This is a genomic window from Streptomyces goshikiensis (genome assembly GCF_014650555.1).
GTDB lineage: Bacteria > Actinomycetota > Actinomycetes > Streptomycetales > Streptomycetaceae > Streptomyces > Streptomyces goshikiensis.
On the sequence record NZ_BMVE01000013.1, the window covers coordinates 148687 to 173397 of the forward strand.

At 73.5% G+C, this 24711-nt stretch carries 18 protein-coding genes; 10 read left to right on the plus strand and 8 right to left on the minus strand.

Going from position 1 to position 24711, the window contains the following annotated elements:
- Both IE248_RS29715 and IE248_RS29720 read left to right on the plus strand, forming a co-directional pair.
- Complete coding sequence (locus IE248_RS29715) at positions 1 to 2466, plus strand: SUKH-4 family immunity protein (RefSeq protein ID WP_190032193.1); 2466 nt, start codon at positions 1 to 3, stop codon at positions 2464 to 2466.
- Positions 2467 to 2613: 147 nt separating this feature from the next.
- Positions 2614 to 3495, plus strand: coding sequence for a DivIVA domain-containing protein (locus IE248_RS29720; RefSeq protein ID WP_100583066.1), 882 nt, complete (start codon positions 2614 to 2616; stop codon positions 3493 to 3495).
- Positions 3496 to 3713: 218 nt separating this feature from the next.
- Here IE248_RS29720 and IE248_RS29725 read toward each other — a convergent pair whose 3' ends face one another.
- Positions 3714 to 4616, minus strand: a complete 903-nt coding sequence (locus tag IE248_RS29725; RefSeq protein WP_190032194.1) for an alpha/beta fold hydrolase — start codon at positions 4614 to 4616, stop codon at positions 3714 to 3716.
- Between the two features lie 81 nt (positions 4617 to 4697).
- Here IE248_RS29725 and IE248_RS29730 point away from each other — a divergent pair, with 81 nt between their 5' ends.
- Positions 4698 to 5282: a CGNR zinc finger domain-containing protein gene (locus tag IE248_RS29730; protein WP_100583064.1), complete on the plus strand. Its 585-nt coding sequence runs from the start codon at positions 4698 to 4700 to the stop codon at positions 5280 to 5282.
- On the opposite strand, the gene IE248_RS29735 is transcribed toward IE248_RS29730, so the two are convergent.
- Both IE248_RS29735 and IE248_RS29740 read right to left on the minus strand, forming a co-directional pair.
- Positions 5249 to 6097, minus strand: coding sequence for a hypothetical protein (locus IE248_RS29735; protein ID WP_229895606.1), 849 nt, complete (start codon positions 6095 to 6097; stop codon positions 5249 to 5251). The genes IE248_RS29730 and IE248_RS29735 overlap by 34 nt on opposite strands.
- Positions 6098 to 6173: 76 nt before the next feature.
- Positions 6174 to 7745 (minus strand): MFS transporter, encoded by a 1572-nt coding sequence (locus tag IE248_RS29740; RefSeq protein WP_190032196.1) that lies wholly within the window; start codon positions 7743 to 7745, stop codon positions 6174 to 6176.
- A gap of 335 nt (positions 7746 to 8080) precedes the next feature.
- Here IE248_RS29740 and IE248_RS29745 point away from each other — a divergent pair, with 335 nt between their 5' ends.
- Both IE248_RS29745 and IE248_RS29750 read left to right on the plus strand, forming a co-directional pair.
- Positions 8081 to 8857 carry an ABC transporter ATP-binding protein gene (locus IE248_RS29745; RefSeq protein WP_008741727.1) on the plus strand — a complete coding sequence of 259 codons (777 nt, stop codon included), beginning with the start codon at positions 8081 to 8083 and terminating at the stop codon, positions 8855 to 8857.
- Positions 8854 to 11439: an ABC transporter permease gene (locus tag IE248_RS29750; protein WP_190032197.1), complete on the plus strand. Its 2586-nt coding sequence runs from the start codon at positions 8854 to 8856 to the stop codon at positions 11437 to 11439. The genes IE248_RS29745 and IE248_RS29750 overlap by 4 nt, the downstream gene beginning before the upstream one ends.
- Before the next feature lie 69 nt (positions 11440 to 11508).
- On the opposite strand, the gene IE248_RS29755 is transcribed toward IE248_RS29750, so the two are convergent.
- A complete protein-coding gene (locus tag IE248_RS29755; protein WP_008741729.1) occupies positions 11509 to 11877 on the minus strand; it encodes a type II toxin-antitoxin system VapC family toxin in 369 nt (122 codons plus the stop codon).
- Complete coding sequence (locus IE248_RS29760) at positions 11874 to 12119, minus strand: type II toxin-antitoxin system Phd/YefM family antitoxin (RefSeq protein WP_008741730.1); 246 nt, start codon at positions 12117 to 12119, stop codon at positions 11874 to 11876. Before IE248_RS29760 ends, IE248_RS29755 begins: the two co-directional genes overlap by 4 nt.
- Positions 12120 to 12324: 205 nt before the next feature.
- Here IE248_RS29760 and mfd point away from each other — a divergent pair, with 205 nt between their 5' ends.
- Complete coding sequence (mfd, locus tag IE248_RS29765; RefSeq protein ID WP_037793426.1) at positions 12325 to 15858, plus strand: transcription-repair coupling factor; 3534 nt, start codon at positions 12325 to 12327, stop codon at positions 15856 to 15858.
- Between the two features lie 60 nt (positions 15859 to 15918).
- Here the strand turns inward: mfd and IE248_RS29770 are convergent, their stop codons facing one another.
- The gene (locus IE248_RS29770; RefSeq protein ID WP_073797657.1) at positions 15919 to 16782 is read right to left on the minus strand and encodes a hypothetical protein; all 864 of its coding nucleotides are present in this window, start codon (positions 16780 to 16782) and stop codon (positions 15919 to 15921) included.
- A gap of 266 nt (positions 16783 to 17048) precedes the next feature.
- Between IE248_RS29770 and IE248_RS29775 the strand changes: the two genes are divergently transcribed.
- Both IE248_RS29775 and IE248_RS29780 read left to right on the plus strand, forming a co-directional pair.
- Positions 17049 to 17666: a hypothetical protein gene (locus IE248_RS29775; protein ID WP_143196325.1), complete on the plus strand. Its 618-nt coding sequence runs from the start codon at positions 17049 to 17051 to the stop codon at positions 17664 to 17666.
- Positions 17663 to 19168 (plus strand): serine/threonine-protein kinase, encoded by a 1506-nt coding sequence (locus IE248_RS29780; protein ID WP_261340370.1) that lies wholly within the window; start codon positions 17663 to 17665, stop codon positions 19166 to 19168. Before IE248_RS29775 ends, IE248_RS29780 begins: the two co-directional genes overlap by 4 nt.
- Before the next feature lie 32 nt (positions 19169 to 19200).
- On the opposite strand, the gene IE248_RS29785 is transcribed toward IE248_RS29780, so the two are convergent.
- The gene (locus IE248_RS29785; protein WP_190032198.1) at positions 19201 to 21636 is read right to left on the minus strand and encodes a YfhO family protein; all 2436 of its coding nucleotides are present in this window, start codon (positions 21634 to 21636) and stop codon (positions 19201 to 19203) included.
- Positions 21637 to 21828: 192 nt separating this feature from the next.
- Here IE248_RS29785 and IE248_RS29790 point away from each other — a divergent pair, with 192 nt between their 5' ends.
- Entirely contained in the window at positions 21829 to 22449 is a 621-nt protein-coding gene (locus IE248_RS29790) for a SurA N-terminal domain-containing protein (protein WP_073797658.1), read from the plus strand.
- 28 nt (positions 22450 to 22477) lie between these two features.
- On the plus strand, positions 22478 to 23458 hold the full coding sequence (locus tag IE248_RS29795; RefSeq protein ID WP_008741736.1) for a nucleoside triphosphate pyrophosphohydrolase: 981 nt from the start codon (positions 22478 to 22480) through the stop codon (positions 23456 to 23458).
- On the opposite strand, the gene IE248_RS29800 is transcribed toward IE248_RS29795, so the two are convergent.
- A complete protein-coding gene (locus IE248_RS29800) occupies positions 23455 to 24654 on the minus strand; it encodes a globin domain-containing protein (RefSeq protein ID WP_229895607.1) in 1200 nt (399 codons plus the stop codon). The genes IE248_RS29795 and IE248_RS29800 overlap by 4 nt on opposite strands.
- Positions 24655 to 24711: the final 57 nt, after the last annotated feature.

Consider the following 24711-nt stretch of genomic DNA (forward strand, 5'->3'; position numbering starts at 1 on the left):
GTGGTGACCTTCGCGCAGGCGCAGGAGCGCGCCGAGGAATGGATCAACGCGGACGTGCCCGCGTACCAGCACCGTGAGGTGCGGGTACGGGAGTTCGGGCTCGGCTTCGTGCTGTGGGCCGAGGACCGCGCCGCCGGTCCGGTGTCCGGTGGTGGGCGGCAGAGGCTGGTCATCGCGCGGGACAGCGGGGAGGTGACGCTGTGGCCGGGGCTGCCGGTGGGTGAGGTGATCCGTCGGTACGAGGAGGAGTACGGGGTCGCGGCCGCGCCGGCGGCGGAGGCCTCGGTGCCGACGCCGCGGATCGACGCGGAGCAGACCTCGTTCATGCTGAGCCCGCCGGAGTGGTTGCAGGAGGCGGCGGACCGGGCGGGGATTCCGCGGGCGGTGCCGTCTTCTTCTTCGGGTGGGGCTTCTTCGGGCGGGGATTCGGCTGCGGCGCCGGCCGCCGCGGAGGCCGCTCCGGCTTCGGAGGCGCCGGCACCGGTGGCTCCGGCCGAGCCCGTGCCGCTGCGGCGCGGCGGCGAGGTGCCGTACGAGCCCACCGCCAACGACGGGGTGCCGGCCGGTGCCACGCCGTGGGCCGGGACCGATGTGAACTCCGGTGGGGACGACGCGTCCGTGCCGCTGCCCGCGACCGTGTTCGCGCCGCCGCTGTCCGGGTCGGACCTGGAGGACGCGCCGTCCTCCGGGGTCGCCGCGGAGGCGAAGACCACCCTGATGGCGGGTGGCAGCCGGCTGCCGGAGACCGCGATCGCGCCCGCCGTGGCGGTGGGCTCGGCGGACATCGCCGACGCGCCGACGGGCAAGGCCACCGTGAACCGGCCGGGTGCGCCGGCCGTTCCGCCGACGCCTCCCGGTCCGCCGACGCCGCCGCCCGGTCCTGCCGGGTCGCCGGGTGGCGGGCTCGACCACGCCGCGACGATGCTCGCGGGTCCGGGTGTGGTGCCGCAGCCGCCGGGGCCGCCCGGTGCGCCTGCGCCGCCGGGGCCTCCCGGGGCTCCCGGGTCGCTGGGGCGTGGGCTCGATCATGCCGCGACGATGCTCGCCGGTCCGGCCGTTGTGCAGCCGCCGGGGGCGCCGGGGGCGCCTACGCCGCCCGGGCCTCCCGGTGCGCCTGGTGCGCCTGGTGGGGCGCATCATGCCGCGACCATGCTGGCCGGTCCGGGTGTCGTGCCGCAGCCGCCGGGGCCGCCCGGTGCGCCTGCGCCGCCGGGGCCTCCTGGGGCTCCCGGGTCGCTGGGGCGTGGGCTCGATCATGCCGCGACGATGCTCGCCGGTCCGGCCGTTGTGCAGCCGCCCGGGCCGCCGGGGGCGCCTACGCCGCCCGGGCCTCCCGGTGCGCCCGGTGCGCCCGGTGCGCCTGGGGTGCCCGGTGGGGCGCATCATGCCGCCACGATGCTGGCCGGTCCGGGTGTCGTGCCGCAGCCGCCGGGGCCTCCCGGTGCGCCGCAGCCGCCGCAGCCGCCCGGTCCCGCCGCGCCGTCCGGGGTGCCCACCGTGGGTCCCGGGTACCAGGCCGTGCTGCGCTACCGCGCGCCCGACGGCTCCGAGCAGCAGCTCATCCGCCGCTCGGCGCCCGGCACTCCGCACCCGGAGTGGCAGATCCTGTACGAGCTGCGCGCCATGAACGTGCCGCCGCAGCAGGTGCTGGAGCTGCACACCGAGCTGGCCTCGTGCGAGCTGCCCGGCGGTTACTGCGCCCGGATGATCCGGGAGACCTGGCCGCAAGTGCGGATCACCAGCGTGGCCCCGTACGGGACCGACCACGCGGGCCGTCAGCAGGGCATGCGGCACCTGCTCACGCACCAGGGCGAGCTGCACCAGGTGGCGGACGGTCCGGCGCGCCCCGCGCCGGTACGGGCGCCGCTGCCGCAGGTGCCGCTCCAGCCGGCGATTCCGCTGGAGGCCATCGGCCAGGAACTGGCGGCGGCGTTCGGTCCGCAGGGCGTGTTCCGGTTCGAGCAGCGGGCGGTGTCCCGCCAGGGCGTGCCGGACATCGTCGCGCAGACGCTGGTGTGGGCGGGTCTGCCGGTGGACTTCGGCCCGTTCTTCTGGGCGCAGGCGGTACCGGGCGCGCCGGTGCCGACGCTGGCCGAGCTGGCCGCGCAGCGGCAGGTGCAGGCCGCGTCGGACGCGGGTTCGTACCTGGTCGTCGGCAGCGACTTCGGCAAGGCGCTGTGCGTGCAGTACGGGACGGCGCACATAGTGGCGGTCCCGGTGGAGGCCGGTCCGGGTGGTGCTCCGGTGCCGCCGCAGTTCGTGAATTCGAGCCTGCCGCAGTTCGCGCGTTCGCTGGCGATGCTGGGTCACATGTGGCGGCTGCGGCAGCATCTGACGCCGGAGCAGGCGGGCCGCTGGACCGTCGATTTCCAGGCGAATCTGGCGGGCCTGGACAGCGCGGCGCTGGCTTCGCCGGAGAACTGGTGGTCGGTGTTGCTGGAGCAGATGTGGGACGGGCTGCTCTGAGCGCCTGTTGACCGCGTGATCGGTCTGGTGGCCGGGCCGGGACCCCTTGACGGGGGTCTCGGCCCGGCCATTCCGGCTTCTGGGAGCAAATGACGCATCCTTGACAGGAATCCCCGCGAGAGAGGCGCTTCCAGGATGAGTGCACCCATGTCACCTCACGGCCAGGGCCTCGGGACCGTGCGCGGTCGCGGCTACCGGATGGAGCAGGTCGACCGGTATCTCGCGCGGCTGTCGGACAGCCGGGACGAGGCCTGGGAACGGGTGGCACGGCTGACGGTCCTGGCGAAGCGGATGGAGGCGGAGGCGGGGCGGCTGCGCGAGGCGGTGGCCGAGCTGGCCCCGCAGCGGTACGACGACCTGAGCGAGCGCGCCCGTCGGATCCTGCTGCTGGCGGAGGAGGAGGCCGAGGCGGTACGGGACGAGGCCGGGGCGGACGCCTTGGCCATCCAGGGCGCGGCCGAGGCGCATGCCGACCGGGTGACGGAGCTGGCGGGGCACGACGCGGAGGCGGTGCGGGAGCAGACCGAGGTCCGGGCGCGGCAGTTGCTGCTGCGGGCGCAGCGGGAGGCGGACGAGGAGCGGGGCGGGGCGAGGGACGAGGCGGCGGCGTGGCGGGCGGAGGCCTCGGCGGCGCTGGCGGAGATGGAGCGGCGGTCGCAGGCGTTGCTCGCGGAGCGGGAGCAGGAGCGGGCGGAGCGGCGGGACGCGGCGGAGCGGGAGCTGGCGGCGCGGGAGGGGGAGCTGGAGGCGCGGCTCCTGGAGCTGGACCGGCGCGCGGAGGCCGGTCTCGCGGAGGCGCGGCGGGCGTTGGCGGAGGCGGAGGAGGCGGCGCGGCACGGGCAGGAGGACGCGGAGGCGCGGGGCGCGGAGCTGGTGGCGGCGGCGCGGGTGCGGGAGGAGCGGGTGGGGCGGGAGACGGAGCGGATCCTGCGGGAGCACGAGGAGTCGCAGGAGGAGATGCGGGCGCACATGAACCACGTCCGCTCCAGCCTGGCGGCTCTTACGGGGCGGGCTCCTGCGGAGGGCTGAGGCGGGTGCCCGGGGGTGGGGTGGGGTGGGTGGGGTGGGGCGGGGCCGGTGGCGGGGGTGGGGTGGGGTGCTGTCCGGGACTGCATGATTTATGGCGGCCGGTCGGGCGCTGTCGTCTTGCGGCTCCCTGCGCGCCACAAATCACGTTTTACGTCCCGGACAGCACCCCACCCCACCCCCGCCACCGGCCCCTCCTGTGCGTCCGGCCCCGCCTCATTTCAGCCTCGCCGATGTACTTCAGCCTCGGCGGTGGAGGCGTTGGTGAGGTGGGGGAGGGCGTTTGCGATCAGGGGGGTGATGCGGTCCAGGTGGGTTTCCAGGGCGAAGTGGCCCGCGCCTTCGAAGAGGTGCAGCTCCGCGTCCGGCACGTCGCGGAGGTACGCCTTCGCGCCCGCCGTCGTGAAGAAGGGGTCGCCCGCGCCCCACAGCACCAGTACCGGGATCCCCGCCGAGCGGAGCCACGCCTGCCAGGCGGGGTAGTGCGTGAAGTTCGAGGCGTAGTCGAAGGTCAGGTCGGCCTGTGCCTCGGCGCGCCCCGGCAGGCCGAGGTAGTGGAGGTCCAGCGCCCGGCCGTCCGGTGAGACCAGGGTCTGGTCGGCGACGCCCGTCTCGTACTGGAAGCGGACGCCCTCCGCGCTGAAGAGGTCGCGCACCTTCTCCTCGTCGCCCGGCACCTCCCGCCGCAGTGCGGCGAAGGCCCGGGCCGCGTCCGAGAGGCCCTCCTCGTAGGCGTTGCCGTTCTGCACGATCAGGCCCGTCACCCGCTCCGGCCGCCGCGTGGCGACCCGCAGGCCGACCGGGGCGCCGTAGTCGAAGACGTACAGCGCGAAGCGGTCCAGGCCGAGCGCGTCGGTGAAGCCCTCCACGACGTCCGCGAGCCGGTCGAAGGTGTACGTGAACGCCGGCGGGGCCTCGGTGCGGCCGAAGCCGGGGTAGTCCGGGGCGATCAGGCGGTACGGGGTGTCGCCGAGCGCGTCCATCAGGCGGGCGAACTGGTGGGAGGAGGTCGGGAAGCCGTGCAGGAGCAGCAGTACCGGTGCGTCGGCGGGGCCGCTCTCGCGGTAGGCGACGCGTACGCCGGCGACCTCGATGGTCTGGTGCCGGACGGTCCGAGTGGTCATCACATGCCTCCAGTGGTGTTTGTGGCATTAGTTTGACCGGAGTTGGCTAATGGGTCAAGTGGGTGAGGTAGCGTTAGGAGGGTGACAGTGAACTTTCCGCTCATCGGTGAACCCCTGGCTCTGGACCTGCTCAACACCCGGCCCGCCGGCGCCGGGGACCTCATCGCCGGCCCGGTGGGGCTCGGGGAGTGGCTGGCCGCGCAGGCGGGCCGGGTGGCGCCGCTCGACGGGGTCGGCGCGGCCGAGGTGGCGGCCGTGCACGCCGTACGGGAGGCCGCCGGCCCCGCGCTCGCGGCGGTCCGGCGCGGGGAGCGGCCCCCGGCCGGGGCGCTGCGCGCGCTGAACGCGGCGATGGCCGCCGCGCCCGCGCACCGGGAGCTGGTGTGGGGCGAGGGGCTGGCCGCGCCGGAGCGCCGGGCGGCCGCCCCGGCCCTGCGGCTCGCGGCGGAGCTGGCCGAGGCGGTGGCGGAGCTGCTGACCGACCCCCGGGTGGGCGAGGTCCGGGAGTGCGAGGGGGCGGACTGCGTCCTGCTGTTCCTCCCGGCGAATCCCCGCCGCCGCTGGTGCGTGGCCTCGGCCTGCGGCAATCGCGCCCGGGTGGCCCGGTACTACGCCCGCCACGGGAAGCCCGGTCAAGCCGACGCGGGCACCGGGGCCGGGGTGTAGGTGTACGGGTCGCTGCGCAGCCCTCGGGCGGTGACCACCACCGTGAAGGCGGGGCCGGCGCCCGTGGGGAGGGGGCCCGTGAGGGCGCCCGTCAGGGGGTCGGGGGCGGTCGGTACGACCGTGTCGTCCACCGTGACCCGCGCCGGGGTGCCCGCCGGGTCCGGGGCGAAGCCGCCGCCTTCGACCGTGAGGATCCCGTCCGCCACGGTGACGTGGGTGATCACCGGGTTGGGGCGGACGGCCATCTTGTTCACCAGGTACGCGCCCGCCGGAGCCCCCGTCAGGGCCCATATCTCCCCGGGCAGGTCCGGCAGGCCCGCGCCGACGTCGGAGAGGAAGAACAGCACGACGTAGAGCATGGTGACGGCGCTGAGCGCGACGTACTGGAGGTCGACGAGGTCGGTCCGGCCGCTGTCGTTCGCGATCAGCTCCCGCAGCGGGCGCCGCCCGGTCGTGCTGGGCTTCGGCGCGGGCTTGGCCATCGTGCCGCTCTCGACGCGCATCCCGACGACCGCCTTGGCCGCGATCAGCGCCACGTACGGGCCGCCGAGCAGCGGCAGGTACACGGTGGTGAGCGAGGAGAGCGGGCCGTGCTCCCCCTGGAACCAGCCGGCGCCGCCGCCCGCCGTGAGCCCGTAGCCGAGGATCGTGAGCAGCAGCCAGAGCAGGATCACCGTCCAGGCCAGGGCCAGGGTGGTGGAGGTGGACAGCCGGCCGTCGCGGCCGGTGACGAAGCCCGGGGCGCGGCGCAGGCGCAGGGCGGTCGGTACGGCCAGGGCGGCCAGTAAAGCGAGTGCGAAGAGCGCGGACGTCATGTGGTTCCCCCGGATCGGTTGCCTGGGTCGGGTCTCCGGCAAGGAGACAATCTTCGCCCCGGCCATGACAACCCGGCTATTCCTCGCGCTGCTCCGGCAGGACGGGGAACCGCCGGGGCGCCAACAGCAGCAGCGCCAGTACGGCCAGTACGGCGGCTGCCGTCGCGCCCAGGAAGACGTGGTCCACGGCGGCGGTGATGGCGCCCCGCAGGTAGTCGGCGGCGGCCGCCGGGAGCTGCGCCGGCGCGTCCAGGGCCTTGGAGACGTCGTCCAGGTTGTCCGGGAGCCCGGGCATCGGGGCGTCCACCAGCCGGGCGGCGATGGTCGCGTTGGCGACGGCGCCCAGCAGGGCCGCCCCGACGCTCTGGCCGACCTGGCGGGAGAACAGGATGGAGGCCGTCGCGGTGCCGCGCTCCGCCCAGCCCACGGTTGACTGGACCCCGATGATCAGCGGCAGCTGGCACAGCCCCAGCGCCCCGCCCAGCAGCAGCATGATCAGCGCGGGCAGCCAGGGTTCGGCGTCCGCCGGCAGCAGGGTGAAGGAGAACAGGATCACGGCGGCGAGGGAGCTGCCCACCACGGCGGTGTTGCGGAAGCCGATGCGCCGGTAGACGTGCTGGCTCAGGGCGGCGGAGATGGGCCAGCTCAGGGTCATGGTGGACATGACGAACCCGGCGCCGGTCGGGCCGAGGCCGAGCACGGACTGGGCGTACGTCGGGACGAACAGCATCGGGGCCACCATCAGCAGCCCGAGCGCCCCCAGGGCCAGGTTGACGGCGGCGATGGTCCGCCTGCGCCACACCCAGCCGGGCAGGATCGGCTCCTCGGCCCGGCGCTCCACCCAGAACACCACGCCGCCCAGCACCGCGCTCGTGCCCAGCAGTCCCAGCGAGGGCGCGGACAGCCAGGGCCAGGCGACCCCGCCCTGCACCAGCGCGAACAGCAGCAGGCCGCCGCAGGCGAAGATGCCGAGGGCGCCGGCCCAGTCGATGCGGCCCCGGCGCGCGACGGACCGTACGGGCTCGACCAGGTGGCGGGCGATCATCCACAGGGCCATCCCGGCCAGCGGGATGTTCAGCAGGAAGATCCAGCGCCAGTTCGCGTAGGAGGCGAGCAGCCCGCCGATCCCGGGGCCCGCGACGGCGGCGCAGGCCCAGACGGCGGACATCCGGGCCTGGATCCTGGGCCGTTCCGCCAGCGGGTACAGATCGGCGGCCAGGGTCTGGACGGTGCCCTGGAGGGCGCCGCCGCCCAGCCCCTGGACGATCCGGAAGGCGATGAGGGCGGCCATGTTCCAGGCGGACGCGCACAGCAGCGAGCCGACGAGGAACAGGGCGATGCCGAAGAGGAGCACGGGCTTGCGGCCGAAGGTGTCGGACAGCTTCCCGTAGACGGGCAGCGTGACGGTGACGGCGAGCAGATAGCCGGAGAAGAGCCAGGAGAAGACGGAGAAACCGCCGAGGTCGCCGACGATCTGGGGCACGGCGGTGGACACGATGCTGGTGTCGAGGGCGACCAGGGCCATGCCGAGCATCAGCGACACGACCACGGGGGTGGGGGGCCGGCCGGGGGGCGCGCCGTCGGAGGTCTTGCCGGCGGCCGAAACCGCCGTCCCCGGTATGTGGTCGGCGCTCTCCTCTGTCCCCACCCGAAAGTCCTTTCAGCGTGCACGTATGTGGCGGGGAACACCCTCTCACCCCGGGAGGGCGGACGGTATCCCTTACACCGGATCCCCCAAAGGGCGGAGACCCCCTAGGGGTTGCTCCTCACTGAGGCCCAGAGAGCGTTCGTCCCGGCGGAGGAGGAAGAACGCCACTTCGCGTCTTTAACTGATTCACATGGGGCGGATAGCCCTGGGGTGGGGTTAACCCCCGGACGGATACGGACACGGGCACCAGCGCGCCCGCTCCCCGCCGGGCAGCAGACTGCATCCGCACCGGCGAAACACGCACATCAACGAGGGGAAGCACCGTGACAACGGCTATGACCGAAACCAGGCACGGGGGTACTGGAGGGCATGCAGCCGTCGCGGCCCGGGCGCGGAAGGTCGTCAAGGCCTACGGCTCCGGCGAGACGCGGGTCGTCGCCCTCGACGACGTGGACGTGGACATCCGCCGCGGCCAGTTCACCGCCATCATGGGCCCCTCGGGCTCCGGCAAGTCCACGCTGATGCACTGCCTCGCCGGTCTGGACACCGTCACCAGCGGCCAGATCCACCTGGACGACACCGAGATCACCGGGCTGAAGGACAAGAAGCTCACCCAGCTGCGGCGCGACCGGATCGGCTTCATCTTCCAGGCGTTCAACCTGCTGCCGACGCTGAACGCCCTGGAGAACATCACGCTCCCCATGGACATAGCGGGCCGCAAGCCCGACGCGGAGTGGCTGAACCGGGTCGTCGAGACGGTGGGCCTCGCGGGCCGCCTGAAGCACCGCCCGACCGAGCTCTCCGGCGGCCAGCAGCAGCGCGTGGCGGTCGCCCGCGCCCTCGCCGCCCGCCCGCAGATCATCTTCGGCGACGAGCCGACCGGAAACCTGGACTCCCGGGCCGGCGCCGAGGTCCTCGGCTTCCTGCGCCGCTCGGTGGACGAGCTCGGCCAGACCATCGTCATGGTCACGCACGACCCGGTGGCCGCCTCGTACGCGGACCGCGTCATCTTCCTGGCCGACGGCCGGATCGTGGACGAGATCTTCGCGCCCTCCGCGGAGCAAGTCCTCGACCGCATGAAGGACTTCGACGCGCGCGGACGGACCTCATGAGCAACACCGTCCTCAAGACCTCGCGGCGCAACTTCATCGCGCACAAGGGGCGCATGGCGCTCTCCGCCGTCGCCGTCATGCTCTCCGTCGCCTTCGTCTGCGGCACCCTGGTGTTCACCGACACCATGAACACCACCTTCGACAAGCTGTTCGCGGTCACCGGCTCCAACGTCACGGTCAGCCCCAAGGCGGCCGAGGGCGGCGAGGAGATCTCGGCCACCGGCAAGCCCGACTCGCTGCCCGCCTCGGCGGTCGAGCAGGTCAGGAAGGCGAACGGGGTCAAGTCCGCCGAGGGCGGCGTCGTCTCGATGGCCGTCACGGTCGTCAACTCCAAGAACGAGAACATGGGCTCGACCACCGGCGCCCCGACCATCGCGGGCAACTGGAGCGACAACGAGCTCAAGTCCATGAAGATCACCTCGGGTCAGGCCCCGCGCGGCCCCACCGAGGTCATGATCGACGCCGACACCGCGAAGAAGCACCACCTGAAGCTGGGCGACGAGCTGCGCACCATCGCCGTCACCGGCGACCTGCGCGCCAAGATCTCCGGCATCGCCTCCTTCACCGTGACCAACCCGGGCGCGGCGGTCGTCTACTTCGACACCGCCACCGCGCAGCGCGGTCTGCTCGGTTCCACGGACGCCTTCACGCACGTCAACGTGGTCGCCAAGGAGGGGGTGAGCGACGAGCAGCTGAAGCGGGACGTCGCCGCCGCCGTCGGCGCGGACACGTACAAGCTCCAGACCGCCAAGGAAGCCGCGGACTCCAACCGCAAGGACGTCGGCTCCTTCCTCGACATCATGAAGTACGTGATGCTCGGCTTCGCGGGCATCGCCTTCCTCGTCGGCATCTTCCTGATCTTCAACACGTTCTCGATGCTGGTCGCCCAGCGCACCCGCGAGATCGGCCTGATGCGCGCCATCGGCGCCGACAGCGGCCAGATCCTCAAGTCGGTGGTCTTCGAGGCCTTCCTGCTCGGTGTCGTCGGCTCGCTGCTGGGCGTCGGCGCGGGCGTGGGCCTGGCCGTCGGCCTGATGAAGATCATGGGCCAGCTGGGCATGCACCTGTCCACCGATGACCTGACCGTCGCCTGGACCACACCGGCCCTCGGCATCTTCCTCGGCGTCGTCGTCACCATCGTCTCCGCCTTCGTCCCGGCCCGCCGGGCCGGCAAGGTCTCCCCGATGGCGGCCCTGCGCGAGTCGGGCACCCCCGGCGACAAGAAGGCCGGCCGGATCCGCGCCGCCCTGGGCCTGGTCCTCACCGGGATCGGCGGAGCCGCCCTGTTCCTCTCGGCGTCGGCCGATGAGGCCGTACCCGGGTCGATGTGGCTGGGCATGGGCGTGGTCCTCACCCTCATCGGCTTCATCATCATCGGCCCGCTGCTCGCCGGCGTCGTCGTACGGGCCCTGTCCGGCGCGGTGCTGCGGCCCTTCGGGTCCGTCGGCCGGCTCGCCGAGCGCAACGCGCTGCGCAACCCGCGCCGTACCGGTGCCACCGCCGCCGCGCTGATGATCGGCCTGGCGCTGGTCGCCTGCCTGTCCGTGGTCGGCTCGTCCATGGTGGCCTCCGCCACCGAGGAGCTCGACAAGACGGTGGGCGCGGACTACATCGTCCAGTCCGAGACCGGGCAGCCGGTCGTGCCGCAGGCCGAGGAGGCGCTGCGCGCCGCCAAGGGCCTGGACCACGTCACCCCGTACCGGCAGGTGCCGGCCACGGTCACCGGCCCCGACGGGAGCTCCGAGAAGAGCGACCTGGCCGTCACCGAACCGACGTACGCCCAGGACCTGCGGCGCAAGATGGTCACCGGGGAGCAGGCGGCGGCGTTCGGCGAGGGCGCGCTCTCCGTCGGCTCGATCTACGCGGACAAGCACCACGTCAAGGTCGGCGACGAGCTGAAGGTCGCCTTCACCGGCGGCCGGACCGCCACGCTGAAGGTCGCCGCGATCACCCTCGACGAGGGCAACATCGACAGGGGATCGATCTACGTCAGCACCGCGACGGCCGCGAAGTTCCTGGCGGCCGACAAGATGCCCCGGCCGGTCATGCTGCTGGCCTCGGCGAAGGACGGGCAGTCCGACGCGGCCGCGTACACCGCGGTCAAGAAGGCGCTGGCCGACTACCCGCAGTACCAGGTGCGCAACCAGGCCGACTACAAGCAGGCCCTCAAGGACCAGGTCGGCTCCCTGCTGAACATGGTCTACGGACTGCTCGCCCTCGCGATCATCGTGGCGGTGCTGGGCGTGGTGAACACCCTGGCCCTCTCGGTGGTCGAGCGGACCCGTGAGATCGGCCTGATGCGCGCCATCGGCCTCTCCCGCCGCCAGCTGCGCCGCATGATCCGCCTGGAATCGGTGGTCATCGCCCTCTTCGGCGCCCTGCTGGGCCTCGGGCTGGGCATGGGCTGGGGCGTGACCGCGCAGAAGCTGCTGGAACTCCAGAACCTGAACGTCCTGGAGATCCCGTGGTCCACCATCATCGGGGTGTTCATCGGCTCGGCCTTCGTGGGCCTGTTCGCCGCCCTGGTCCCGGCCTTCCGGGCGGGCCGCATGAACGTCCTGAACGCGATCGCCAGCGAGTAGCTCCGCTGGTCGTACGGGGGAACGCCGGCCCCGGTCCGCCCACCCGGGCGGCCCGGGGCCGGCGGCGTTTCAGACGGCCAGCACGGGCACGTCGTAGAGCGGGATGAACTTGTCCCGCGTGACGAGGGTGAGCCCCTCGGTCTGTGCCTGCGCGACCAGCATCCGGTCGAACGGATCCCTGTGGTGCGGGGGCAGCTGCCCGGCCCTGACCCCGTGTTCCGAGACGATCGGCAGCGCCTGGAACTGCGTGTCCCGGGCGCGCACGGCCAGGTCCTCAGGGCTGTGGAGCTTCCCCGTCGCCTGCTTGACGGAGATCTCCCAGGGGGTGACGGCGCTCATGTAGACGCGCCGCTCGGTCGCCAGGAGGTCGCGAGCCAATTCGGGCAGGTCGCCGCTCAGCCACCACAGGACGACGTGCGTGTCGAGCAGAAGGCTCACGCGTCCGCTCCGAACGCCTCGGCGAAGCCGTCGGGGAGCTCGTCGAAGTCGTCCGAGATCTCGATCTGGCCCTTCAGCGCGCCGTAATCGGTGCGCTGGATCTTTCCGGCCAGCGGGATCACCTTGGCGACCGGTTCGCCGGATTTGCTGATGATCACCTCTTCGCCGGTGGCGACCAGTTCCAGGATCTTGGAGAACTGGGTCTTCGCCTCGTGCACGTTGTACTGCCGGGCTGCTTCCATCGCGGCCTCTCAGAGACGCAAGGGTGGACTAAGTGCTGGACTTAGTGTAGAGCCGGTCGGGGGGCCGGGGCCAGCTCCGTCACTCCTGCGGGGGACCGCAATCCCCCGCGCGAGTGACGGACCGGCGTCGTAGGGTGGGAACCCCCGGCCCGTGCGACGTGTCGGGCCCTTCGCGTTGCACCTTCACCGGACGGAAGCCTCCTTCATGAGCCTGCACGGACTGCTCGACGCCGTCACCCGGGACCCCGCCCTCGCCGAGGCGGTCACCGCGGCCGGGGACGGCAACCGGATGCACGTGGACCTCGTCGGCCCGCCCGCCGCGCGGCCCTTCGCGATCGCCGCGCTGGCCCGCCGCACCGAGCGGACCGTGCTCGCCGTGACCGCCACCGGGCGCGAGGCCGAGGACCTGGCCGCCGCGCTGCGGTCCCTGCTGCCGCCGGACGAGGTGGCGGAGTACCCGTCCTGGGAGACGCTGCCGCACGAGCGGCTCTCGCCGCGCAGCGACACCGTGGGCCGGCGGATCGCCGTCCTGCGCCGGCTCGCGCACCCCAGCAAGGACGACCCCGCCGCCGGGCCCGTCTCCGTCGTCGTCGCGCCGATCCGCTCCGTTCTCCAGCCGCAGGTCAAGGGGCTGGGGGACCTCGTACCGGTGAGCCTGCGCCAGGGCGAGAGCGCCGACCTCGGCGAGGTGACGCAGGCGCTGGCGGCGGCCGCGTACGCCCGCGTCGAGCTCGTCGAGAAGCGCGGCGAGTTCGCCGTGCGCGGCGGCATCCTCGACGTGTTCCCGCCCACCGAGGAGCACCCGCTGCGCGTGGAGTTCTGGGGCGACGACGTCGAGGAGATCCGCTACTTCAAGGTCGCCGACCAGCGGTCCCTGGAGGTCGCCGAGCACGGGCTGTGGGCCCCGCCCTGCCGCGAGCTGCTGCTGACCGACGAGGTGCGCGAGCGGGCCGCGGCCCTGGCCGTCGAGCATCCCGAGCTCGGCGAACTGCTGAACAAGATCGCCGAGGGGATCGCCGTCGAGGGCATGGAGTCCCTCGCCCCCGTCCTCGTCGACGACATGGAACTGCTGATCGACGTCCTGCCCGCCGGGGCCATGGCCGTGGTCTGCGACCCCGAGCGGGTCCGGACCCGGGCCGCCGACCTGGTGGCGACCTCGCAGGAGTTCCTGATGGCCTCCTGGGCGGCCACCGCGGGCGGCGGCGACGCCCCCATCGACGTCGGCGCGGCCTCCCTGCGCGGGATCGCGGACGTCCGCGACCACGCCCGCGAGCTCGGCATGATGTGGTGGTCGGTGTCCCCCTTCGCCGCCGACGACACCGACCTGAGCACCGACACCCTCAAGCTCGGCATGCACGCCCCCGAGGCCTACCGCGGCGACACCGCCCGCGCGCTCGCCGACACCAAGGGCTGGATCGCCGACGGCTGGCACACCGTCTACCTCACCGAGGGCCACGGCCCGGCCGCCCGCACCGTCGAGGTGCTCGGCGGGGAGGGCATCGCGGCCCGCCTGGAGGCGGACCTGCGGACCCTGGAGCCCTCCCTCGTCCACGTGGCGTGCGGCTCCCTCGACAACGGGTTCGTCGACCCGGCGCTGAAGCTGGCCGTCCTCACCGAGACCGACCTGACCGGCCAGCGCACCGCCAGCAAGGACCTGGGCCGGATGCCGACCCGGCGCCGCAAGGCCATCGACCCCCTCACTCTGGAGGTCGGCGACTACATCGTCCACGAGCAGCACGGCGTCGGCCGCTACATCGAGATGGTGCAGCGCACCGTCCAGGGCGCCACCCGCGAGTACCTCCTCGTCGAGTACGCCCCCGCCAAGCGCGGCCAGCCCGGCGACCGCCTCTACATCCCCACCGACCAGCTGGAGCAGGTCACCAAGTACGTCGGCGGCGAGGCCCCGACCCTGCACCGGCTCGGCGGCGCCGACTGGACCAAGACCAAGGCGCGCGCGAAGAAGGCGGTCAAGGAGATCGCCGCCGACCTCATCAAGCTCTACAGCGCCCGCATGGCCGCCCCCGGCCACACCTTCGGCCCCGACACCCCCTGGCAGCGCGAACTGGAGGACGCCTTCCCGTACGCGGAGACGCCCGACCAGCTCACCACCATCGCCGAGGTCAAGGAGGACATGGAGAAGTCCGTCCCCATGGACCGCCTGATCTGCGGCGACGTCGGCTACGGCAAGACCGAGATCGCCGTGCGGGCGGCCTTCAAGGCGGTCCAGGACGGCAAGCAGGTCGCCGTCCTCGTCCCCACCACCCTGCTGGTGCAACAGCACTTCGGCACCTTCTCCGAGCGCTACAGCCAGTTCCCCGTCAAGGTGAAGGCGCTGTCCCGCTTCCAGAGCGACACCGAGTCCAAGGCCACCCTGGAGGGCCTGAAGGAGGGCTCGGTCGACATCGTCATCGGTACGCACCGGCTGTTCTCGCAGGAGACCAGGTTCAAGGACCTGGGCCTGGTCATCGTCGACGAGGAGCAGCGCTTCGGCGTCGAGCACAAGGAGCAGCTGAAGAAGCTCCGCGCCAACGTCGACGTACTGACCATGTCCGCGACCCCGATCCCGCGCACCCTGGAGATGGCGGTGACCGGCATCCGCGAGATGTCGACCATCACCACCCCGCCGGAGGAGCGCCACCCGGTGCTCACCTTCGTCGGCCCCTACGAGGAGAAGCAGATCGGCGCGGCCGTCCGCCGCGAGCTGCTCCGCGAGGGCCAGTGCTTCTACATCCACAACCGGGTCGAGTCCATCGACCGGGCCGCCGCCAAGCTGCGCGAGATCGTGCCCGAGGCGCGGATCGCCACGGCGCACGGGCAGATGTCCGAACAGGCCCTGGAACAGGTCGTCGTGGACTTCTGGGAGAAGAAGTTCGACGTCCTCGTCTCCACGACGATCGTCGAGTCCGGCATCGACATCTCCAACGCCAACACCCTCATCGTGGAGCGCGGCGACAACTTCGGCCTCTCCCAGCTCCACCAGCTGCGCGGGCGGGTGGGCCGGGGCCGCGAGCGCGGGTACGCGTACTTCCTCTACCCGCCGGAGAAGCCGCTGACCGAGACGGCGCACGAGCGGCTCGCGACGATCGCCCAGCACACCGAGATGGGCGCCGGCATGTACGTGGCGATGAAGGACCTGGAGATCCGCGGCGCGGGCAACCTGCTCGGCGGCGAGCAGTCCGGGCACATCGCGGGCGTCGGCTTCGACCTCTACATCCGGATGGTCGGCGAGGCCGTGGCCGACTACCGGGCGGCGATCGACGGCGGGGCCGAGGAGGAGCCGCCGCTGGAGGTCAAGATCGAGCTGCCGGTCGACGCGCACGTCCCGCACGACTACGCGCCGGGCGAGCGGCTGCGCCTTCAGGCGTACCGCGCCATCGCCTCCGCGAACTCCGAGGCGGACGTCAAGGCCGTCCGGGAGGAGCTCACCGACCGCTACGGCAAGCTGCCGGAGCCGGTGGAGAACCTGCTGCTGGTGGCGGGGCTGCGGATGCTGGCGCGGGCCTGCGGGGTCGGGGACATCACCCTCCAGGGCCCCAACGTCCGCTTCGGGCCCGTGGAGTTGCGCGAGTCGCAGGAGCTGAGGCTCAAGCGGCTCTACCCGGGCGCGGTGCTCAAGCCGGCCACCTCGCAGGTGCTGATCCCGCGGCCGAAGACGGCCCGGGTCGGCGGCAAGCCGCTGGTCGGCCGGGAACTGCTCGCCTGGACCGGGGAGTTCCTCACCACGATCCTCGGATCCTGAGCCGCGCGCGGCCGGGGGCCTGACGGCCCCCGGCCGCGTCGCGGTCCGGCCGCGCCCGCGTCAGACCGATTCGCCCGGGCCGGAGCCGCCCGCCCTGCCCATGTCGAGCACGTCGGAGTCCTTCGGGGAGGTCACGTCGACCGGCTTGCCGAACTCCGAGAACGAGACCTCGCCGTCCTCCTTCCCGCTCAGCGTGGACCTGAGGATGTACGGAGTGCCCTCGGTGGCCACGTAGTCGGTCTCCGTCCCGTCCTTCGCCGGAGAGGTGACCGCCACCGCCGGCACCCCGTCGACCGTGGCCGCGGCGCCCTTGCGGGCGAGGATGCTGTCCCGGCCCGCTTCGAGCGTCAGCTTGTCCAGGTCGCACATGCCGGTCATCGCGGCGGACCGCGCGTCGGAGGCGGGCACCTTCACCCAGCGGCCGGCGAGCGCCGCCACCATCTGGTCCGTCTGCTTGCGCGGGGCGTTCTTGAGCTTGGCCGCACCCCGCCAGTAGGCCTCGTCGCCCTTGAAGTGGATGAGTTCGGCGGACTTGATGAGATCCATCCGGCCCATGCCGTCGAGGCGGATCACGCCGTTGCAGTTGCCCTTCTTGTCCAGCGAGAGGTCGATGGCCATCGGCTTGCCGTCCAGCCGGACCTTGGCGACGACGTGCGCGGACTCGGCCTCGCGGGTGGCCTTGTGGGCCCGCCTCAGGATCTCCCGCCCGGACAGGTCCGTGAGCCTGCCGGAACCGGCCCCGGAACCGGAGCCCTTGCTTTCGTCGGAGCCGGAACCCGAGGGCGCCGGGGCCGTGGCACCCGCCGAGGCCCGGGCCGCCTTACCGATGTCGGCGGCCTGGTGGCCACCGGCGGGCAGGCACCCGGTGGCCCCGAGCAGGGCGGTGGTGCCGATCGCCGTCGCGACGACCGTGCGGCTGCGCATGTGAAGTTCCCCCCTGGAAAGACCATGTATCGCCGGAGCCTAACCGCCACCCGCGCCGAGCCCGTACGCCACCACCGCGGACGGCTCGGTCACGCCCGGGCAACCGACCGTGCAACGGTTGCGCGCATCCCCTCACTGACGGCCGGAAAGCCTGTATACGCTCAGACCCGAAATCCTTTCCGCACGGCCCGTCAGGAGCAGCGATGCACGGCCCCGGCCTCCAGCCGCAGCATGGTCCCCAGGCCCCCCGGCCCCAGTCCGGGAGCGTGGTGGCACTGCGCGTGCTGTTCGCGGCGCTGCCCATCCTGAGCTGCGGGTTCTTCGCCTGGGGGTCGCTGCTGCGGCTCGCGCTCGTCACCCGCAAGAACCGGGACTGGACCCTGCTGGTGCTCGGGTTCGTGGCCTCCGTCGTCTGCATCGTGCTGATCGGGCTGGACAAGACGCCCGACACCAGCGGCTGGCAGAGCGACCTCGGGGCCGGCGGCTCGATCCTGTCGGGCTTCGCGATCTGCGTGTACTTCCTCGTCGCCGACATCCGCCACCACGAGGCCAAGGCCGCCGCCGGGCAGGCGCACTGGGGCCCGGCGCCCGCCGCCTACCAGACGCCCGCCCCGTACGCGCCGCCGCACCAGACCACCCCCGGCTACGGGTACCCGCCCGCGCACACCCCGACGTCCACGCCGGCCCCGGTCCCCGCCCCGAACCTGCCGCCGGCGACCACCCCGCCGCCGCGGATCGGGCAGGTCCGCGCCGAACTCGACGAGCTCAGCGAGCTCCTGCGGCGGCAGACGCCGGGCCCGAACCCGGCGCCGAACCAGAACCAGAACCCGGCCCACCCGTACCAGGACCCGAACCAGACCGCGATCCAGGACCCCAACCAGTGACCGAGCGGATCATCGGCGAGCGCTACCAGCTCGCCACCATCCTGGGCCAGGGAGGCATGGGCCAGGTCTGGACGGCGTACGACCGGCGCCTGGACCGGCGCGTGGCCGTCAAGCTGCTGCGCCCCGACAAGGTCGCGGGCCCCGGCACCGTCGCCGAGGAGCTGCGCCGCCGCTTCGTCCGCGAATGCCGGGTCACCGCGCAGGTGGACCACCCCGGGCTGGTCACCGTCCACGACGCGGGCAGCGACGGGGACGAGCTCTTCCTCGTCATGGGCTACGTCGAGGGCTCCGACCTCGCCGACCACCTCGCCGAGCACGGCCCGTACCCCTGGCAGTGGGCGGTCTCCGTCGTCGCGCAGCTGTGCGGCGTGCTGTCCGCGGTGCACGCGGTGCCGATCGTCCACCGCGACCTGAAGCCCCGCAACGTGATGATCCGCCCCGACGGCACCGTGCTCGTCCTGGACCTCGGTGTCGCCTCCGTGATGGACACCGACACCACCCGTCTCACCAGCACCGGCTCACCCATCGGCAGCCCCGCCTACATGGCGCCCGAGCAGGCCATGGGCGGCGCGGTCGGCCCGTACACCGACCTGTACGCGCTCGGTGTCCTGCTGTACGAACTCCTCAGCGGCAACGTCCCGTTCGCCGGATCCACCGCGCTCGGCGTACTGCACCGCCACCTGTACGAGCCGCCGGTGCCGGTGCGCCGGCTGCGCCCGGAGGTCCCGCACCAGCTGGAGGTGATCCTGCTGCACCTGCTGGCCAAGGACCCACAGGACCGGCCCGGCTCCGCCCAGGAGGTCTACCAGGCGCTCGTCCCGCTGCTCCCCCAGCAGGGCGCGCCGTCCGGGCCGCTCGATCCCACCCGCCCCTTCCTGCGCCCGCAGGCCCCCTGGCCGGACCGCGCGACGGTGATCCCGCCGCAGCCCACGCAGCCGCCGGACCCGCAGCGCCCGGACATCCCGGCCGCCGTGGACGAGGCCCGCCAGCTGCTGGACCAGGGCCTCCTCACCCAGGCCGTGGACATCCTCGGCGGCATCCTCCCGGCGGCGGCCGCGCAGCACGGGGAGCACTCGCCCGTGGTCCGCTCGCTGCGCAAGCAGTACGCCGCGACGCTGATGGACGACGGCCAGTACCGCCGGGCGCTGCCCGAACTGCGCCGCCTCACCGACGAGTTCCCGCCCGGGGACCCCCAGTCGCACCGCTTCCGCTACGACGCGGCCCAGTGCCTGGAGCAGCTCGGCGAACCGGCGGCCGCCCTCGCGGAGTACCGCTCGCTGCTGCCGCTGTTCGAGAACCACTACGCCAACCCGGACCCGGGCCTGCCGCTGGAGGTCCGCCGCCGGATCGCCCACCTGCTGCTGTCCCTGGGGGACCGGCCGGCGGCCCACGACACCCTGGCCCGGCTGCTGTTCGACGCCGAGCGGCTGCACGGCCCGAACCACCCGTTCCCGGCGGAGGTCCGCCGCACCCTGCACTGGCTGGGGCAGGTCAGGGGCTGATCACCCCCGGCCCGCTGACACCGCGCCCCGCCTCAGGCCGGTACGGAGGCATCCGCCACGGCGGCGCCCGCCCCGGCACCGGCCGCCACCACCGGGAGGCCGTCGCCCCCGCGCGGCCGCCGTCGCCGCCGTAGCGCGCCCCAGGCGGTGAGCCCGGCGGGCACCAGCAGGGCCGCCCCCGCGATCGCCGCGCCCGGGAGCAGGCCCGGCGGCCGGAACGAGCAGTCGACGGTGGTGGTGCGGCCGTCCAGGGGGACGGCCACCAGGCCCAGGTGGGCGGAGGCCGGGCGGCCGTTGCAGGTCCAGCCGGCGATCGCGGGGGAGGAGAGCACCGCGGTGCCCTTCGTGCCCGGCGCCACCGTGGCCCGGATGCCCGAGGAGCCGACCTCGATGCCGGTCGCCGCCGTGGCGCGCAGCCGGGCCGTCGCCTCCGCCAGCCTCGCCCGGTCCAGGCAGGCCAGGGTCCAGCGCGGCGGCGGGGCCGAGTCGAACCGCAGCGCCGAGGCCGCCCCCCGGGACACGCCGAGCCGCTGGACGGCGGCCCGGTTGCGCGGCGCGTTGCCGTCCAGGCGGAAGCCGGGGCCGCCGGTGAGGCGGGCGTACGCGTTGTACTCCGGGGCCCACAGGTAGGCCTCGGTGCCCTCGCGGCAGACCCCGGGCGCGACCGGGTCCTCGTACACCCTCGCGCCCAGCAGGAGTTCCTGGTTGTGGAACGGCGCGTCCTCGGCGTAGGAGGGTTCCGGGCCCGGCGGCCGCGTCGTGATCAGCGGCGGGACCTCGGCCCGCGCGACCGTGCCGTCGGGCGTCAGCCGGGCGCCGACCGCGAAGACGGCGTCCGTGACCGGGTTGTCGATGCTCTGGACGTTGCGCCCGCGCGAGGTCCAGCCCGCGCCGAGCGCCACCATCGTGCGCGTGAACACCTCCGGGGTGTGGCTGCTGTAGTAGGCGCCGCCCTCGCCGCCCAGCAGCATCGGGTCGTTGCCGGTCAGCGCCGGCCGGCTCGGGTCGGTCCGGTACGCGGGCCAGCCCTCGGCCCCCGCGAGGGCCCCGGCGCGCGCGCTGTGCTCCGCGCCCCAGGAGGGGTAGTCGTCCAGGCCGCCCAGCTTGCCCCGCATGCCCCACGCCGTGGTCGCCGCGCCCTGACCGATCAGCACCAGGGCCAGCAGCCCCGCCGCCGGGAGCACCAGCCGGCGGTGCCCCAGTGCCCACCAGGCCCCGGCCGCGATCAGCAGACCGCCGCCGAACAGCCCGTAGGCCCAGCCGCCCACCAGCTCGCTGCCGCTCGCCCACAGCGCCACCGCCACCAGCACGCCGGCGCCCGCCGCCAGCGCCCGCGGCCCCGGCAGCCCCGCCGCCAGCCCGGTCCACGCGGCGATCACCACGATCCCGGCGAGGACGAAGGTCTGCCGGTACGGGCTCCCGTTCGGGGTCGCGAACACGTGCCAGGCCAGGTGCGTCGGCGTCCACTGGAACGAGACCAGCACGGCCGCCGCCAGCCCCGCCCACCACAGCCGCACCCGCCGGGGCACCGCCCGGTGGAACGGCAGCGCCGCGAGCAGCAGCAGCGTCCCCGTCCCCACGAAGACCGCCGGGGAGGAGAAGGAGTACGTCGCCGGCAGCAGCCGGGCGAAGGTGTCCGCCCACGACACCGGCTGGAACTCCCGCACCAGCCCCGGATACGCCTGCCCGGAGCTGATGAAGAGGGGGACGAGGACGGGCGAGGCCAGCGCGATGCCCAGCAGCGTGGTCCCCGCCGCCCGGCCGACCACCCGCAGCCGCTCCCGCACGCCCTCCCGGGTCAGCACCACCCGTACCACCAGCACCAGCGCCGCACCCAGCGTCGCCATGTACGCCGTATAGAAGTTGGCCGTCCAGCAGAGGCAGACGAGCAGCGCCCCCACCACGGGCCGGCGGCCCCGCAGCGCCCATTCCCCCGTCAGGCACAGCACCGGGAAGGCGATCAGCCCGTCCAGCCACATCGGGTTGTACGAGGCCTCGATCACCGACCAGCCGCACAGCGCGTACGAGGCCGCCAGCAGCCCCGCCGCCCACCACGGCCCGCGCCGCACCGTCCGCAGCAGCCAGGCCATCGCCGCCGCCGCGGCCGCCATCTTCAGCACCGTGACGACGTACACCGCGAGGTCGATGTCCTCGCGCGGGAAGAGCCCCACGAGCGGTGCGAAGGGGCTCGTCAGGTACGTCCCGAAATCGGGCAGGAAGCTGGTGCCGTAGCCGGACTGCCAGTTGAACAGCAGGCCGCCCCGGGCGCGCCCGTGGAGCAGGTCCCACAGGTGCGCGTGGAACGGTACGAACTGATTGCCGAGGTCGTTGATGCTGCGATGGCGCGGCCCGTACGGGAAGACGCCCGCGACGGCGTCTCCGGTACACACGGCCGCGGCCGTGAGCAGGGCGGCGAGCGCCGAGCCGAACAGGCTGTGGCGCCGCGGGGAGGGATGCGGAGTCGACATGGTGGCCCGACCCTGACAGCGCCGGGCGGACGAAGGGTGGCCGGAGGGTGGCAGGGACACAAACAGCGGCGTACCCCAACACCCCGGGAATCGTTGGTCGAAGCGGTGGCTCGGATCCCCCACACTGCATACCATCGATCACCGCACGGCCCTTGTGCACCGACGCACAATCTCCCGGCCCTGGAGGCTCCTTTGCACCGTCGCACTGCGCTCTCCGTCTCCGCCGTCCTGCTCGCGGCGGCCCCTCTGCTGTCCGCCTGCTCCAGTGACCCCCGGCCCGGCACCGCGGCCGTCGTCGGCGGGCAGCGGATCACCACCTCCGCGCTCCAGGCCCAGGTGAACGACGTCCGCGGCGCGCAGGACCGGTCCGAGCAGAGCGCCCCCGCCGCGGGCACCGCCCGGCTGGAGCGGATGAAGCTCAACAAGATGATCCAGCTGCGGATCCTGGAGGAGACCGCGAAGGACGCCGGCATCACGGTCAGCACCCGGGAGATCGAGGACGTCCGCAAGGAGACCACCCAGCAGAGCGGCGGCGCCGCGAAGATGGAACAGCTGGCGCTCGCGCAGCGGCTCCCGGTCGCGCCGGACCAGATCGACGAGGACATCCGCTTCCAGCTGCTCCTCGGCAAGATCAAGGAGAAGTTCGGGGACGACGCCTTCGTGCCGGCCCTGACCAAGGCCGCCGGCGCCCTGCACATCGAGGTGAGCCCGCGCTACGGCGGCTGGGACGCCAAGCAGATCGCACTCGGCGAGGCGCAGACCCCCTGGATCACCCAGCGGACCCGGCCGGAGCAGGCCCCCGCCGGAGCCTGAGCCGGCGGCGCGGGGGTAGGTTCGGAGGGTGACCGACCACGTACCCGCCGAGCCCACCGGCCGCATCGTCCTGCTCACCGCCAGCCACCGGGTGGCGCCCGGACTGCTGTCCTGGCCGGCCTGGCAGACCCTGCGCGCGGCGGACCGGGTGCTGTGCGCCGACCCGGAGCACCCGCAGCTGCCCTACCTGCGGGAGGCCGGAGTCGAGGTCGCGCAGGAGGTCCCCGACGCGCAGGGCCTGGTCGAGGCCTGCGCGGGCGGCCGCACCGTCGTGGTCATCCCGGGCGGCGAGGGCGACCAGCGGCTCACCGACGGGCTGGCCCGGCTGGCCGGCTCCGGCCGGGTCGCGATGCCCGGCCTGGAGCTGCTGCCCGGCTCGTACGACCTGCCGGGCGCCCGGCTGCTCGACCTCGTGCAGGTGATGGACCGGGTCCGCCGGGAGTGCCCCTGGACCTCCCGCCAGACCCACGAGGGGCTGGTGAAGTACGCCATCGAGGAGGCGTACGAGCTGGTCGAGGCGATCGAGGACGGCGACCGGGAGGAACTGCGCGAGGAACTCGGCGACGTACTGCTCCAGGTGGTCTTCCACGCGCGCATCGCCGAGGAACACGCCGAGGAGCCCTTCTCCGTCGACGACGTGGCCGGCAGCCTGGTCGAGAAGCTGATCCACCGCCACCCGCACGTCTTCGGGGACGCCGAGGCCCTGACCCCGGAGGACGTCAGCGCGCACTGGCAGCGCACCAAGGCCGTCGAGAAGCAGCGGGAGTCGGTCACCGACGGCATCCCGCTGGGCCAGCCCGGCCTCGCGCTCGCGGCCAAGCTCGCCGGCCGGGCGCGCGCGGGCGCGCTGGCGGTGGAGCTGCCCCGCGGCGAGGGCATCGGGTACGAACTGCTGGAGCTGGCGGCGCGCGCCGAGGAGGCGGGCGTCGACCCCGAGGCGGCGCTGCGCGCGGCGGCCCGCGCCTACCGGGACGCGATCCGCGCCGCCGAGGGCGTCGCGACCCCTTAGGGCCTGTCCTCCTCGCGGGCGCGCGGCGCGCGGGCCGAGGGGTTGTGCCAGTGCGGGGCCGGCCGGTTCAGGAACCATTCGCCGAACCCCAGCGGGCGGCCGCCCGGGCCGTGGCCCCGGCCGCCGAGGGGCAGGGAGTCGTGGAAGACGCGGCCGGGCCGCGCCCCGAGTTCCGCGAGGACGTACGCGGTCTCCTCGACGAACTGCGGCGGACCGCTGAGGTAGACGTCCCGCTCGGGCCACAGCGCCCGGTTGCCGAGCGCGGTCGTCAGCCGGTCGGTGGCCTGGTTGCGGTGCTGCCCGGGCGCGGGCGTGATGTAGGTGACGCCGAGCCAGCGGAACGCGGCGGCGTACCGGTCGATGAGCGGCCGGTCGTAGAGGTGCGCGGCGTCCCGGGCGACCACGAAGAGCCGGACGTCCTGATCGGGGGGATGCCCGGCCAGTTCCTCCAGGATGGCCCGGATCGGCGCCCAGCCCGTCCCGGCGGCGATGAGGCTGACGGGGCGGTCGGTGCGGCGGAACGTGAGCTGCCCGCCGGCCGCGCCGAGCCGCAGCATCTCGCCGGGGCGCACGTCGCGGACCAGGGCGGTGCTGAGCAGGCCCCCCTCGATCCGGCTGACGTGCAGGTCGAGGGTGTGGTCGGGGCGGGGCGCGTTGCCGAGGGAGTACGTCCGCCAGACACCGGGGACGCGCTCGCTGCTCACGCTCACGTACTGCCCCGGCAGGTGGGGGAGCGGGAGGTGCGGCCGCAGGGTGAGGACGCCGATGTCCCGCCCGTACTGGAGGTGGCGCACGACCTCCGCGTCCCACCAGGGCGGGTCCTCGCTCGATCCGGCGCCCTCGGTCATGGTGTCGGCGATCACCTGGTAGGCCTCTGACCAGGCCTTCTCCACCTCCGGGGTCCACGCCTCGCCGGAGGTCCGGGCGAGGGCGGCCAGCAGGCTGGCGCCGACGGCCGCGTAGTGCTCGGGCCCGGCGAGGAACTTGCGGTGGTCGCGGCCGAGCTCGCGGAGATAGGGGAGGAGGGTCTCGTCGTCGAGGTGGGCGATGACGTGGGTGAGCGCGGCGAACAGCCGGTCCCGCTGGCGTTCCATCTCCTGCGCGGAGGCCGGGAAGAGTTCGCGGATCCCGGGGTTGTGCCAGAAGAGGTGGGAGTAGAAGAACTTGACCGCGTGCTCGGCCCGTCTCTCCACCACCGCGAAGCTGCTTTTCAAGATCCTCACATCCACAAATCCGAAAGTAGGAAGGCCGGA